1 protein-coding gene is annotated in these 16143 nt (G+C 69.6%); it reads left to right on the top strand.

Features of this window, described 5'->3' with window-relative positions; all coding sequences use genetic code 11:
- The first annotated feature begins 3 nt into the window (after positions 1-3).
- On the top strand, positions 4-16113 hold the full coding sequence (locus tag ACIBH2_RS12635) for an SDR family NAD(P)-dependent oxidoreductase (protein ID WP_397116388.1): 16110 nt from the start codon (positions 4-6) through the stop codon (positions 16111-16113).
- Positions 16114-16143: the final 30 nt, after the last annotated feature.

Genomic DNA, 16143 nt, shown 5'->3' with positions numbered 1-16143 from the left:
ATCATGACCAAGCCCGACGACAACACTCAGAAGCTCGCTCAGGCCCTGCGCGTCTCGCTCAAGGAGACCGAGCGGCTGCGCGCCCGCAATCGCGCCCTCGACGCTGCCCTGCGCGAACCCATCGCGATCGTGGGTATGGCCTGTCGGTACCCGGGCGGCGTCGAATCTCCCGAACAGCTGTGGGATCTGGTCGCGGCCGGAACCGACGCGACCACCGAGTTCCCGGCGAATCGCGGCTGGGATATCGACCGCCTCTACGATCCGACCGGGGCAGCGCCGAACAGCACCTACACCCGCCAGGGCGGATTCCTGCACGGCGCGGGCGAATTCGATCCGGCGTTCTTCAACATCAGCCCCAATGAGGCCGCGCTCATGGACCCGCAGCAGTTCCTGCTGTTGGAGACCTCGTGGGAGGCGTTCGAGCGGGCCGGAGTCGACCCGACGACATTGAAGGGCAGCCGCACCGGGGTGTGGGTCGGCATGATGTACCACGACTATCCGGCCAACGCGAACTCCGGATCCATTGCCTCGGGCCGGATTTCGTACGTCTTCGGGCTGGAGGGGCCGTCGGTCACCGTCGACACCGCGTGCTCGTCGTCGTTGGTCGCCATGCACTCGGCCGCCGCGGCCCTGCGCGCGGGCGAATGCGACCTCGCCTTGGCCGGTGGCGTCGCGGTCATGGCCTCGCCGGAGACCTTCGTGGAGTTCAGCCGTCAGCGCGGGCTCTCGGCGGACGGACGGTGTAAGTCCTTCTCCGACAGCGCCGACGGCGTGGGTTGGGCCGAGGGCGTCGGCGTGCTCGTGCTGGAGCGACTGTCGGACGCCCAGCGCAACGGGCACCGAATTCTCGCCGTCCTCGCCGGTTCGGCGGTCAACCAGGACGGGGCCTCCAATGGCCTGACCGCACCCAACGGGCCATCGCAGCGGCGGGTCATCAAGCAGGCCCTGACCAATGCCGGGCTCACCCCGGCCGATATCGACGTGGTCGAGGCGCACGGTACCGGTACGACGCTGGGCGACCCGATCGAGGCCCAGGCCCTGCTCGCCACCTACGGGCAGGACCGCGAACAGCCGCTGTGGTTGGGGTCGTTGAAATCCAATATCGGTCACGCCCAAGCCGCGGCGGGTGTGGGCGGCGTGATCAAGATGGTCATGGCGATGCGCCACGGTGTGCTGCCGAAGACCCTGCACGTGGACCGACCCTCCACGAAAGTCGACTGGTCCGACGGGCAGGTGCGGCTGCTGACCGAACCGGTGCCGTGGCCGCAAGGGGATCGTCCGCGTCGCGCGGGGGTGTCGTCCTTCGGTATCAGCGGGACCAATGCGCACGTCATCATCGAGCAGGCTCCCGTGGCCGAACCGGTGACGCGGGAGGCCCCGGCGCCGGTCCACGGGCCGCTGCCCTGGGTGGTGTCGGCCCGTGGTCGTGACGCGTTGGCCGAGCAGGCGGCCCGACTGGTATCGCATGTGGGAGACCATGATCCGAGGGATATCGGATTCTCGCTGGCGTCCACGCGCGCGCTCTTCGAGCATCGGGCCGTGGTTCTGGGTCAGGACCGAACGGACCTACTTGCTGGATTGCGGGCGGTGGGTCGCGCCGACACCGTCTCCGGTGTGGTGACCGGTCGTGTGGTGCCGGGCACCACCGGCGTGGTGTTCTCCGGTCAGGGCGCGCAGTGGGCGGGTATGGCCGAGGCGTTGCGCGGGTCCTATCCGGTGTTCGCCGAGAGGTTCGATTCGATTGTCGCCGAGCTGGAACCGCTGCTGGGGCAGCAGGTTTCGCTGAGCGCCGCGCTGGCGGACGGCGAGCTGGTGGATCGGACGGTGTTCACGCAGGCGGGGCTGTTCGCCTTCGAGGTGGCCTTGTTCCGGCTGTTGGAGTCCTGGGGCGTGCGGGTGGACGCCGTGGCCGGGCACTCGATCGGTGAGGTCGCCGCCGCCCATGTGGCGGGGGTGCTGTCGCTGCCGGACGCGTGCGCGTTGGTGGCGGCGCGGGGCCGGTTGATGCAGGCGCTGCCGTCGGGTGGGGCGATGGTCGCGGTGGGTGCGTCGGAATCCGATGTGCGGCCGCTGCTGTCGGAGGGGGTGTCGATCGCGGCGGTCAACGGGCCGAAGTCCGTGGTGCTCTCCGGTGTCGACGATGCGGTCCTCGCTGTGGTGGACACGTGTGTGGAACGTGGTTGGCGCACACACCGGTTGCGTGTCTCGCACGCTTTCCATTCGGCGCTCATGGAGCCGATGCTCGACGAATTCCGGTCGGTCGTCGCCGGTTTGACGTTCGCGCGCCCCGCGATCGCCCTCGTTTCCACGGTGACCGGCGCGCGGGTGACCGACGAGATGTCGAATCCGTCGTACTGGGTGGGTCAGGTCCGGGATACGGTGCGGTTCGCCGACGCCGTCACCGCCCTGACCGATCTGGGAGTCGCCCGATTCGCCGAGGTCGGCCCCGACGCGGTGCTGACCCCGATGATCGTCCAGACCCTCGACGACACTGTAGCGGTTCCGCTGGCTCGCCGCGACCACGCCGAACCGGCCACCCTGTTGAACGCGGTGGCCGCGCTGTTCGTGGCCGGTGCGGCTGTGGGCTGGGCGGGCTTCTACACCGGTGCGCGGCATATCGACTTGCCCACCTACGCCTTTCAGCACGAGCGGTTCTGGCTCGACGCCAAACAGGTCCTGGCGCAGTCGTGGCTCGGAGCCGACCTGGGCGGCGTCACCGAGGTCGGACTCGATGTGGTGGACCACCCGCTATTGGGTGCCGTTGTGGCGCATCCGGATTCGGGCGGCATGACCTTCACCGGGCGGTGGTCGGTGGGCTCGGTGGAGTGGTTGGCCGACCACAGCGTGCTCGGCACCGTCCTGCTGCCGGGGACCGGCTTCGTCGAGCTGGCCAGCTATGTCGGTGGTGAAGTCGGCTGCGCGGTGGTGGAGGAACTGGTCCTGCACGCCCCGCTCACCATGCCCGCCGAGGGCAGTGTCGCGGTGCAGGTCGTGGTGTCCGCCGCCGACGAGACCGGCCGACGGCGGCTGCGCGTGCACTCCCGCCAGGCGGGCGAGGGGCCGTGGGTGCTGCACGCCGAGGGCGCGCTCGCACCGGGTGCGGTGGCGGCCCATTTCGATCTCGCGGTGTGGCCGCCAGCGGGTGCGCGGCCCGTGCCCATCGACGGGGTCTACGACGAACTGCTCGACATCGGATACGGGTACGGGCCGCGGTTCCAGGGGCTGCGGGCGGTCTGGCAGCGCGGCGACGAGCTGTTCGCGGAGGTCGCGCTGCAAGATGCGAAGGAGGCCGAGGGCTTCGGTATCCATCCCGCCCTGTTCGATTCGGCTCTGCACGCCGCCATCGCGCACGGACTGCGCGGTGCGGGGGAGGTATCCCCGGCGCTGCCGTTCAGCTGGAACGACGTGGTTCTGCACGCGGCGGGCGCCGTCGCGCTGCGAGTGCGCATTCGGACCCAGGGCGACCGGTTCGCGGTGTGGCTCGCCGATGAGCGGGGACTCCCCGTGCTCTCGGTGGGTAGTTTGGTGTCGCGTCCCGTCTCGGCCGAGCGACTGAGCGCGAAACCGGTGTCGGAGGCTCTTTTCGGCGTGGAGTGGGTCGCCGCCGCACCGTCGTCGAGTGTCGAACCGAGCCGAGTGGCGGTACTCGGTGCGGGTGTGAGTTCGTCCGAGGTTCGGGCGTTCGAGGACCTCGCGGCCTTGATCGCCGACCTGGACGCGGCCGCTGATTCGGTTGTCCCCGAAGTGGTTCTGTTCACCTGCCCCGATCCGCAGGGTGCACCACCGGAGGTGGCACGACAGCTCGCCGCCGAGGCGCTCGACACCGTGCGCGGCTGGCTGGCCGAAACTCGTTTCGCCGCATCCCGTTTGGTCGTCCTCACCGAAAACGCGGTGGCCGTCAGCGATACGGAGCGAGTGAACCTGGGACAGGCACCGGTGTGGGGTCTGCTGCGCGCCGCACAGGCGGAACACCCGGGACGATTCCAACTCCTGGACCTGGATCGTGGCGACCACGACCTGGCTTCCCTGGCCGCCGCCACGACGGAACCGGAAGCGGCGCTGCGCGGTACCGATCTGCTCGTCCCGCGCCTGACCCGGCACACGCCGGGCACCACCGCGCGATCGATCGAGCCGGGCACCGTGCTGGTGACCGGCGGCACCGGTGGACTCGGCGCGGTGATCGCCCACCATCTGGTGACCGAACACGGTGTGCGCCACCTGCTTCTGACTTCACGTCGCAGCCTGGACGCGCCCGGTGCCGCCGAGTTGCGCGCGGCATTGAGTGAACTCGGGGCCGAGGTCACCATTGCCGCCTGCGACGTTTCCGACCGAGCGGCGCTGGCGTCCCTGCTGGACGCCATTCCTGCCGAGTACCCCCTGGTCGGGGTGGTGCACGCCGCCGGGATCGCGGACAACGGTGTCATCGAATCGATTACGCCCGAACGTATCGACCGTGTCTTCGGCCCCAAGGTCGACGCGGCCTGGCATCTGCACGAGCTCACGCGGGATCGTCCGCTGTCGATGTTCGTCTTGCTGGCCTCGGCGGGCGGTCTCGTGCTCGCCGCCGGGCAGGCGAATTACGCTGCCGCGAACGTCTTCCTGGACGCACTCGCCGCGCACCGGCGCGGCCTAGGATTGCCCGCGACCGCAGTGGATTACGGGCTGTGGGCGCGCACGACCGGACTCGGCGCGGAGCTGACCGACGACGACTTCGAGCGGATGCGCAGGCAGGGCTTCCCGCCGCTGACCGAAGCCGAAGGGTTGGCGCTGTTCGACGCGGCCATCGCCACCGACGCCGCCCAGCTGGTGGCGTTGCGGGTGGATCCGGCGGTGCTGCGACAGCGGGGCGAAGTCCCGGCGCTCGTGCGTGCGCTCGCGCCGACCCCGGTGCGACGCGACAACCGCGCCCCGGCGGGTCAGGCGTTCGCGCGCACGCTCGCCGGTCTCACCGAGGCCGAGCGCGCGGGTGCGCTGCTCGACCTCGTCCGGTCCACGGCCGCCGAGGTGCTCGGACACGGCTCCCTCGAAGCCGTGGAACCCCAGCAGGCTTTCCAACAGCTCGGCTTCGATTCGTTGAGCGCCATCGAATTCCGCAACAAACTCAATACCGCGACGGGCCTCGCGCTACCGGCCACCCTCGTCTTCGATCAGCCCAACCCGCGCGCCGTCGCCGACTTCATCGATTCCCAATTGACCGGTGCCAGTGCCGATCTCGCGATCACCGCGACCCGAACCGGCGGCGACGACCCGATCGCGGTGGTGGCTATGAGCTGCCGCTACCCCGGCGGAGTGGACTCACCGGAGGCGCTGTGGCGGCTCGTCGTCTCCGGTGCCGACACCACCGGTGAACTGCCGGACGATCGAGGCTGGGACCTCGACGGCATCTACGATCCCGAACCCGGCCGAGCGGGCAAGACCTACACGCGACGGGGCGGATTCCTGTATGGGGCAGCGGAATTCGATGCCGAGTTCTTCGGCATCAGCCCCAACGAGGCCCTGGCCATGGACCCGCAGCAGCGGCTGCTGCTGGAGGTCTCCTGGGAGGCGCTGGAGCGCGCCGGTGTGAATCCGGCTGTGCTGCGCGGCAGTTCGACCGGCGTATTCACCGGTGTGATGTACCACGACTACGCGCAGGGGACCGGCAGCGGCGGCAGTGCGGGCGGCAGCCTGGTGTCCGGCCGCGTCGCCTACACGCTGGGGCTGGAAGGTCCCGCGGTCTCGGTGGATACGGCCTGCTCGTCCTCGCTGGTCGCCCTGCATCTGGCCGCGCAATCGCTGCGGTCGGGGGAGTGCGACCTCGCCTTGGCCGGTGGCGTGGCGGTCATGGCCACCACGGATATGTTCCTCCAGTTCAGTCGCCAGCGCGGATTGGCTCCGGACGGACGCTGCAAATCCTTCGCCGACGCCGCCGATGGCGTGGCCTGGTCCGAAGGTGCTGGCGTCCTGGTGTTGGAGCGACTCTCCGACGCGCGCCGCAACGGCCACGAGGTGCTCGCGGTCCTGGCTGGCTCGGCGGTGAATCAGGACGGCGCGTCGAACGGCTTCACCGCGCCCAACGGTCCCTCGCAGCGGCGTGTGATTCGCCAGGCACTGGCCAATGCGGGCATCGCGCCGAGCGAGGTGGATGCGGTCGAAGCGCACGGCACCGGAACGACTTTGGGCGATCCGATCGAAGCGCAAGCGCTGCTCGCCACGTATGGGCAGGACCGAGAGCACCCGCTGTGGTTGGGGTCGTTGAAGTCCAATATCGGTCACGCGCAAGCGGCGGCGGGTGTCGGCGGCGTCATCAAGATGGTGATGGCCATGCGGCATGGGCTGCTGCCACAGACCCTCCACATCGACCGCCCCAGCACCAAAGTCGACTGGTCCGAAGGGCATATCCGCCTGCTGACCGAGCCGGTGCCGTGGCCGGAGGTGGATCGACCGCGGCGTGCGGGCGTGTCCTCGTTCGGTCTCAGTGGAACGAATGCCCATGTCATTGTCGAGCAGGCCCCGGTGGTGGAGCGTGCTCCGGCGGTACGGGAAGTCCCGGTCGGTGGGCTGGTGCCTTGGGTCGTTTCGGCGCGCGGCGGCGCGGCCCTCGCCGACCAAGCCGCCCGCCTCGCCACGAGTGTCGAGGAGCAGGATCCGGTCGACGTCGGATACTCGCTGGTGACCGCGCGGGCGCTGTTCGATCATCGGGCCGTGGTGTTGTCGCCCGACCGTGACGGGCTGCTCGCTGGCATTCGTGCGGTGGCGCGCGGTGAATCCGCGACCGGCGTGGTGTCCGGACGGGTGGTCTCGGGGTCGACCGGCCTGGTCTTCTCGGGCCAGGGCGCGCAGTGGGCGGGTATGGCCGCCGAGCTGTGCGCTGGCCATCCGGTCTTCGCCGAGCACTTCGACGCCATTGTCGACACGCTGGAACCCCTGCTGGGGCAGACGATTTCGCTGCGGACGGCAGTGGCATCCGAGGAACTTGTCGATCAGACCGTGTTCGCGCAGGCGGGTCTGTTCGCGTTCGAGGTCGCGTTGTTCCGGCTGCTCGAATCCTGGGGTGTCCGAGCCGATGTCGTGGCCGGGCATTCGATCGGGGAAGTCGCTGCCGCGCACGTGGCTGGCGTGCTGTCGCTCGCGGATGCGTGTGTGCTGGTGGCCGCGCGTGGTCGGCTGATGCAGGCGCTACCGACCGGCGGGGCGATGGTCGCGGTCGGTGCGTCGGAATCCGATGTGCTGCCGCTGCTTTCCGCAGGGGTATCGGTCGCGGCGATCAACGGACCGTCCTCGGTGGTGCTCTCGGGCGTCGAAGCCGATGTCGTCGCCGTCGCGGACCGGTGCGCCGCACAGGGGTGGCGTACGCATCGACTGCGCGTCTCGCACGCGTTCCATTCGCCTCTCATGGAGCCCATGCTCGACGAATTCGCCACGGCGATAGCGGGTTTGTCCTTCTCGCGCCCGAGCATTCCGCTGGTGTCCACGGTGACCGGCGCCCGCGTCGATCAGGAGATGTCGGACCCGTCGTACTGGGTGGGCCAAGTCCGGGACACGGTGCGCTTCGCCGACGCGGTCACCGCCATGGCGGGCGCGGGCGTGACCCGGTTCGCCGAGGTCGGACCCGACGCGGTGCTGACCCCGATGGTCGCCCAAACCCTCGACGACGCCACCACCGTGGTGGCACTGGCGCGTCGAGACCACGCTGAACCGGGCACGGTGCTGCGAGGTACCGCCGAATTGTTCGTGACCGGTGCCGAGGTCGACTGGGCCGTCTTCTACACCGGGGCCCAGCGAATCGACCTGCCCACCTACGCTTTCCAGCGCCAGCGCTACTGGATTGCCGAAGGCTCCGCGGGCAGCGGTGACGCGCGGGGAATGGGTCTGGTGGCCACCACCCACCCCCTGGTCGCCGCCGTCGTCTCCCAACCGGACTCCGACGGTCTCGCCGTCACCGGCAGATTGTCGATTCAGACCCAGCCGTGGCTCGCCGACCACCGCGTCATGGATACCGTGCTGTTCCCCGGCACCGGCTTCGTCGAACTCGCGCTGCACGCCGGTGGTCAGGTGGGCTGTGCGAGCCTGGACGAACTGGTGCTGCGCGCGCCGCTGGTGCTGCCCGAGTCCGGCGGGACGGCGGTCCGTGTCGTGGTCGCCGGTGTGGACGAGACCGGTCGTCGCGCGGTCCGCGTCTTCTCGCGCCCCGACGAGGACGCGGTCGCGGCGTGGACGCTGCACGCCGAAGGGGTCCTCTCGTCGGAATCCGAGGACGCGCCAACGGTTCTCGGGCACTGGCCACCCGCCGGGGCGGCCCCGGTCGATGTCGAGGGGCTGTACGACGCGCTGGATGCGCAGGGCTACCACTACGGTCCGGTGTTCCAGGCGCTGAAATCGGTGTGGCGCACGGCGGATGCGGTCTACGCCGAAGTGGAGCTGCCCGAACAAGCCCGCGAGCAAGCGCAGCGGTTCGGCCTGCACCCGGCGCTGCTGGACGCGGCATTGCACGCCCTGCGCTCGGCGGAGGACTCGTCCCTCGGCGGGGCCTTGGCCTTGCCGTTCGAGTGGTCCGGGGTGACGGTGCACGCTACCTCCGCCGACGCGCTGCGGGTTCGGCTCACCCGGATCGGTGAGCACGGCGTGGCGCTGGAACTGGCGGATACCACGGGTGCTCCGGTCGCGTCGGTGCGGCATTTGGCTTCGCGGCCCATCGATCCCGCGCAACTCTCCGCGGGCGCGGCCATTGCCCGTAGTGCGCTGTTCCAGGTCGAGTGGACGCCGGTCTCGGTGCCCGAAGCCGAATTCACGGGCGTGGTGTGGGACTGCCCGGCGGGCAATGATCCGGCCGCCATCCACGCCGCGACGCATGAGGCCCTGCGAGTACTGCAATCGTGGTCCACAGAACAACGCTCTACCGATGCGGTACTGGTGGTCCGTACCAGTGGGGCGATAGCCGTTGCTGGAGAGGAGGTTTCGAACCTGGCGGCCGCCGCGGTGGGTGGCTTGGTTCGCTCGGCCCAAGCGGAGCACCCGGGCCGAATCGTCCTGGTCGATACGGATTCCGAAATCGACGGGCTACTCGGCGGGATTGTGGCCGCGGCGGAACCACAGGTGGCGGTGCGTGCCGGGCAGGTCCATGTCGCGCGCCTCGGACGGACCGTTGCTGACGAAAACAGCGCGCCCACCCTGGCTTTCGGACCGGAGGAGACCGTCCTCATCACCGGCGCGGGTGGCCTGCTCGGCAGCCTGTTCGCCCGACACCTGGTGAGTACGTACGGTGTCCGCCACCTGCTATTGCTGAGTCGGCGCGGTGAATCCGCACCCGGCGTCGCTGAATTGCGCACGGAATTGCGGGATCTCGGTGCCGAAGTCGATGTCGCCGCCTGTGACGTCGCCGACCGCGACGCACTCGCCGCCGTCGTGGCCGCCATTCCCGAGGATCGCCCACTCGCCGGTGTCTTCCACATGGCTGGCGTTCTCGACGACGGAGCCATCGCCTCACTGACGGCTGACCGCATGGATACGGTGTTGCGTCCCAAGGTCGATGCCGCGCTGCATCTGCACGAGCTGACGGCCGGTCTGCCGTTGAAAGCATTCGTGCTGTTCAGTTCGGCGGCGGGTGCGTTCGGCAACCCTGGCCAAGGCAACTACGCCGCGGCCAATGCCTGCCTGGATGCCCTGGCCGCACATCGCCGGTTCTCTGGTCGTCACGGACAATCCTTCGCCTGGGGCCTCTGGGACGGCGGGATGGCCGGGGAGCTCACCACCGCCGACCTGCATCGCATGTCTCGTTCCGGACTGCTGCCGCTCTCGGCCGAACATGGACTCGCGCTGTTCGACGCGGCTACTCGAATCGACGCGGCCACCCTCGTTCTCGCCCGGCTGGACCTGAACGCCTGGCAGGGCGGGGCGACCGCCGCGCCCACACTGCTGGCCAACCTGGTGCCCGCGCGCCGCCGAGCGGTCTCCGGCGCTGCCAGCGCCCTGCGCACTCGACTGTCGAGTACTCCCGACGGCGAGCGCCTCGGCGTACTGGTCGAGATCGTGCGCGGACAGGTCGCGGCGATTCTGGGGCACCGGGACACCGGTGCCATCGCGGCCGACAAGGCCTTCGGCGACCTTGGATTCGACTCGCTCACCGCCGTCGAATTCCGCAATGCCCTCAAAGCCGTGACCGGACTACAGCTGCCCGCGACCATGGTGTTCGACTACCCGACGCCGGAGGCACTGGCCCGCTATTTGGCCGATGAACTCACCGGCACGGGCGAGGATGTCGCGGTCACCGCCACGCGGATACTCGACCACGATCCGATCGCCGTGGTCGGCATGGCCTGTCGTTATCCCGGCGGCGTCACCTCACCCGAGGACCTCTGGGAACTGGTGCGCACCGGCGGGGATGCCATCACCCCGCTGCCGGTCGACCGCGGGTGGGATATCGACGGCCTCTACGATCCCGAACCGGGCCGGGCGGGCAAGTCCTACACGCGCGAAGGCGGATTCCTGCACACCGCCGCCGAATTCGACGCGGACTTCTTCGGTATCGGCCCCAATGAGGCCACGATGATGGACCCGCAGCAACGGCAGCTGCTGGAGACCACGTGGGAGGCGCTGGAACGCGCCGGTGTGAATCCCGCTGTGCTGCGCGGCAGTTCGACCGGGGTGTTCACCGGCGTGATGTACCACGACTACGCCCAAGGGTCCGGCAACAATGCTGGCGGCAGCCTGGTCTCGGGTCGCGTCGCGTACACGCTGGGGCTGGAAGGTCCTGCGGTCTCGGTGGACACGGCCTGCTCCTCGTCGCTGGTGGCCATGCATCTGGCGGCGCAATCGCTGCGGTCGGGGGAGTGCGATCTCGCCTTGGCCGGTGGCGTCACCGTCATGGCGACGCCGGAGACGCTGGTGGAATTCAGTCGCCAGCGGGGCCTGTCGCCGGATGGACGGTGTAAGTCCTTCTCCGACAACGCCGATGGCGTCGGCTGGGCCGAGGGTGCCGGTGTGCTGGTGTTGGAGCGGCTCTCCGATGCCCGCCGCAATGGGCATCAGGTGCTCGCGGTACTCGCTGGCTCGGCGGTGAACCAGGACGGCGCGTCGAATGGTTTGACCGCGCCGAACGGTCCGTCGCAGCGGCGTGTGATCCGCCAAGCGCTGGCCAATGCGGGGGTATCGCCGGGTGAGGTGGATGCGGTCGAAGCGCACGGTACGGGAACGACTTTGGGTGATCCGATCGAGGCGCAAGCCCTGCTGGCGACGTACGGTCAGGATCGGGAGCGCCCCCTGTGGTTGGGGTCGTTGAAGTCCAATATCGGTCACGCGCAAGCGGCGGCGGGTGTGGGCGGCGTGATCAAGATGATCATGGCCATGCGGCACGGCGTGCTGCCCAGGACGCTGCACGTCGAGACGCCCAGCGCCGAAGTCGACTGGTCCCAAGGGCATATCCGGCTGCTCACCGAACCCGTGCCGTGGCCGGAAGCGAATCGGCCGCGACGTGCGGGTGTGTCCTCGTTCGGTATCAGCGGGACCAACGCGCACGTCATTGTCGAGGAAGCGCCGGTGGTGGATACCGCCTCGGTGGTGAAGACCTCGCCTGCCGGTGGTGTGCTGCCGTGGGTCGTGTCGGCGCGCAGTGCGGAGGCGCTCGCCGACCAGGCCGCGCGCCTGGTATCGGGTGTGGGCGACCATGACCCGATCGACATCGGCTACTCGCTGGCCTCGACACGAAGTGCGTTCGAACATCGTGCGGTCGTCACCGCCGAGGACCACGACACTCTGCTCGCGGGGGTGCGGGCGCTCGCCGAGGGTGCTCCCGGTGTGGTGACCGGGCGGGTGATGTCTGGGACCACCGGCGTGGTGTTCTCGGGACAGGGTGCGCAGTGGGCGGGTATGGCCGCTGGGCTGCACCGCGCGTATCCGGTCTTCGCCGAACACTTCGACGCCCTCGTCGCCGAGTTGGAACCGAGTCTGGGACAAGCTGTTTCGCTGACAGCGGCGCTGTCGAGCGAGGAACTTGTCGATCAGACCGTGTTCGCCCAGGCGGGTCTGTTCGCGTTCGAGGTCGCGTTGTTCCGGCTGCTCGAATCCTGGGGTGTCCGAGCCGATGTCGTGGCCGGGCATTCGGTCGGTGAGATCGCTGCCGCGCATGTGGCCGGGGTGCTGTCGCTCGCGGATGCGTGTGTGCTGGTGGCCGCGCGTGGTCGGCTGATGCAGGCGCTGCCCGCCGGGGGCGCGATGGTGGCCGTCGGCGCGTCGGAATCCGATGTGCGGCAGCTGCTCTCGGGCGACGTATCGATCGCCGCGGTCAATGGGCCGTCGTCGGTGGTGCTCTCGGGTGTCGAAGCCGATGCCGTCGCCGTCGCGGATCGGTGTGCCGAACAGGGTTGGCGGACACATCGGTTGCGGGTGTCGCACGCCTTCCATTCGGCGGCCATGGAGCCCATGCTGGATGAGTTCGCCACGGCGATAGCGGGTTTGACGTTCTCGACGCCGAGTATCCCGCTGGTGTCCACGCGGACCGGTGTTCGTGTCGAGCACGAGATGTCGAATCCGTCGTATTGGGTCGCTCAGGTTCGCGGCACGGTGCGTTTCGCCGATGCGGTCACCGCGATGGCGGGTGCGGGGGTGACCCGGTTCGCCGAGGTCGGACCCGATGCCGCGCTGACCCCGATGATCGCCCAAACCATCGACAGCGCAACCACTGTCGCTCTCGCCAGGCGCACCACCGCCGACCCCGCGACCCTGCTGACGGGCCTCGCCCGCCTGTACGTCACCGGCGCGACGGTGGATTGGGCGAGCTACTACTCCGGTACCGGGGCCGCGAAGGTCGACCTGCCGACCTACAGCTTCCAGCACCGGCACTTCTGGACCACGGGCTCCCAACACGCCGGTGAGGCGCACGCGCTCGGCCTGCGGGCAATCGACCACCCCATGCTCGGGGCCATGGTGGCGCAGCCGGAGAGCGGCGGCGTGAGGTTCACCGGTCGGCTCTCGGCGGCCACCCAACCCTGGCTGGCCGATCACGACGTGCTGGGCGCGGTGCTGCTGCCCGGCACCGGATTCGTCGAACTGGCCCTGTACGCCGGAGACCAGATCGACTGCCCGGAACTGGAAGAACTCACGCTGCTCGCGCCCTTGGTGTTCCACGGGCACGGCGGCGTCCAGATCCAGGTGATCATCGGTGACGGTGACGAGAACGGACGCCGACGGCTGGAGATCTTCTCGCGCCGGGACGCGGACGATCCGGCACAACCCTGGACCCGCCATGCCGAAGGTGCCGTGGGTCCCGGGACGAGCGAACCGGGGGACTGGGACGACTTCGCGCACTGGCCACCCGCCGGTGCCACGGAGGTCGACGTGGACGGCGCGTACGACGAACTCGCCGATGGCGGGTACAACTACGGCCCCGCCTTCCAAGGATTGTCGGCGCTCTGGCGGCGCGGCGCGGATCTCTTCGCCGAAGTCGCGCTGCCGGAACAGACTGCCGCACAGGGCTATGGCGTCCACCCGGCGCTGTTGGACGCGGCCATGCACGCGCTGCCCTTCGGTGCTCGCGACGATGCGGACGAGCGGCCGACGCTCGTACCGTTCGTGTGGTCGTCGGTGCGCCTGCACGCGGCGGGGGCGCGGCGGGTGCGCGTGCGGCTGACAGCGGCGGACGAAGGTTCGGTCGCACTGTCCATAGCGGATTCCGTTGGCGCGCCGCTGCTCTCCGTCCGGGCCCTCGCCTTGCGTCCATTGTCCGCGGAACTGCTCTCGGCGGCACCTCGGTCGCAGGACGCGCTCTACGAGCTCGTCTGGCGGTCCGGACCGGAGCCACGATCCGCCACCGAAGTGTCCTGGGCCGACTGGGAGGCGGCCGAATCGGCGTCGGTGGTGATCTTCCGGCCACCGGCCGACAGCGCCGATGTGCCGGTCCGGCTGCGCACCGCACTGCACCGCACGCTGAGTGTCATTCAAGAATTCATCAGCGAAGAGCGCTATGCCGCAAGCACTTTGGCCGTGGTCACCGACAGTGCCGACGATCCGGCGGTTGCGGCGGTCTGGGGACTGGTGCGCGCGGCGCAGGCGGAGCACCCCGGGCGCATCGTGCTCATCGAAGCCGCCGCGTCGACGCCGCCGGAACGTGTTGTCGCAGCGGCCATTACGGGTGAACCGGAGTCGGCCGTCGATGCGGAGGGTATCCGCGTGCCACGGATCGTGCGTGCCACAGCTCCGGAAACGGCGCGGCCCGCACCCTGGGATGCCGAACGGACCGTGCTGATCACCGGCGGTACCGGCGGAATCGGTCGCCGTCTCGTCCGGCACCTCGTCGACGAACACGGTGTGCGACACCTGCTGCTGGTCGGGCGGCGCGGACCGGAGGCCGCCACCGATCTCGTCGACGAACTCGAGGCGCTCGGCGTCGACATACGGGTAGCCGCTTGTGATGTCACCGACCGGACCGCGCTGCGCGAGCTGCTCGCGTCGATTCCCGAGGCGCATCCGCTAGGAGCGGTCGTCCATGTGGCGGGCGTGGCCCACAACGGCCTCGTCGACACCCTGACACCGGCGCAGCTCGACTACTCCCTGGCCGCCAAGGCCGACGCCGCCTGGTATCTGCACGAGCTCACCCGCGACGCCGGACTCTCCGCCTTCGTCCTGATCTCCTCGGTGGCGGGGTCGATCCTGCCCGCCGGGCAGGGCGGTTACGCGGCGGCCAACCTCTTCCTCGACGCGCTCGCCGCCCATCGGCACGCCGAGGGGCTCCCGGCCACCTCGCTCGCGTACGGGCTGTGGGATATCGACACCGGACTCTCGCAATGGCTCAGCCAGGCCGACCGGCAGCGTATGCGCCGCCAAGGGCTGCCGCCGCTGGGCGCGGACAAGGCGCTCGAATTGTTCGACGCGGCAGTGTCTTCCGGACGACCGACCCACATACCGGTCGAGATCGACCTGGCCGCGCTGCGTGGCCGCGAGACCGTGCCCGCGGTGCTGCGGGACCTCGCGAAGAAGGCCGGGCGGCGACAGAGCGCGGGAACCGCGGACGCGGGAACGGTGCGCAGGCGCTTGGCGCAGCTCGCCGAACCCGAGCGCGAACAGTGGCTGCGCGACCACATCCTGGAGACCGCCGCGCGGCTGCTGGGACACGACAGCGCCGAGAACCTGGACCCGGAGCGGGACTTCCTCGAATCCGGATTCGACTCCCTCGCCGCCATGGAGTTGCGCACCACACTCAACGCCTCCACGGGACTCACACTGCCGACCGCCGCCGTCTTCGACCACAAGACACCGGCAGCGCTGGCGCGCTACCTGGTACGGGAGTTGAACGCCGCCTCGCGCGGCGACGAGCCCGGCGCGGACGACTCGCTGTACGGCATGTTCCGGGGTGCGGTGGCTTCCGGCCAGGCGGACAAGGGATTCGGGCTGCTGCGGGCTGTCGCGGAGTTGCGCGAGCAATTCACCACGGCACGGGAACTCGAGCGGCTACCGGCGCCCACCCGGCTGGCCGAGGGCACCGCCGCGCCGCGTCTCATCTGCCTCGCGCCGCCCCTGGTGACCGGCGGCGCGCATCAGTACGCGCGGCTGGCCTCCCACTTGCGCACCGGCCGTGACGTTCTGGCGCTGTCACCGATCGGATGCCGTGCGGGAGAACCACTTCCGGCGACGCCCACCGCGGCGTTGGAAGCGGTGGCGCGCAATGTCGTCGAAGCGGCACAGGGCGAACCGTTCGCGCTGCTCGGATACTCCTCCGGCGGGTTGTTGGCCTATCTCGTCACCGAGCACCTGGAGGCGGCCGGTGGACCGGCGCCTCAGGGCGTGGTCATGCTGGACACCTACAAGGTCAACGAGGACGGTGAATGGCTACTGCGCGCCATGGCCGAGCACATGGTGTCCAACGAGGCCGTCTTCGGACGCTTCGACCAGGCACGGCTGACCGGTATGGGCCGGTGGGTGCAGCTGCTCCAGCAGACCGTCCCCGGCTCGGTCACCGCGTCCGCACTGTTCGTCCAGTGTGAGCGGACCTTCCTGGGAGACGCGTCGGAGCGCATGAACTGGCAGGCCGCACCGTGGGATGCCGCGCACACCGTGGTGCCGGTACCGGCCGACCACTTCACCATTCTGGAGGACGGGTCGGAGCAGGTCGCGGCGGTGATCGAGGACTGGCTCGAGCGGTAGCGGAAAGGACCGGGCGGGCTCGCGCCCACC

Origin of the sequence: Nocardia sp. NPDC050406, assembly GCF_044459025.1 — a bacterium.
GTDB lineage: Bacteria > Actinomycetota > Actinomycetes > Mycobacteriales > Mycobacteriaceae > Nocardia.
Note: the sequence above shows the minus strand (reverse complement) of the source record. Positions and strands in the feature narration are given on the sequence as shown.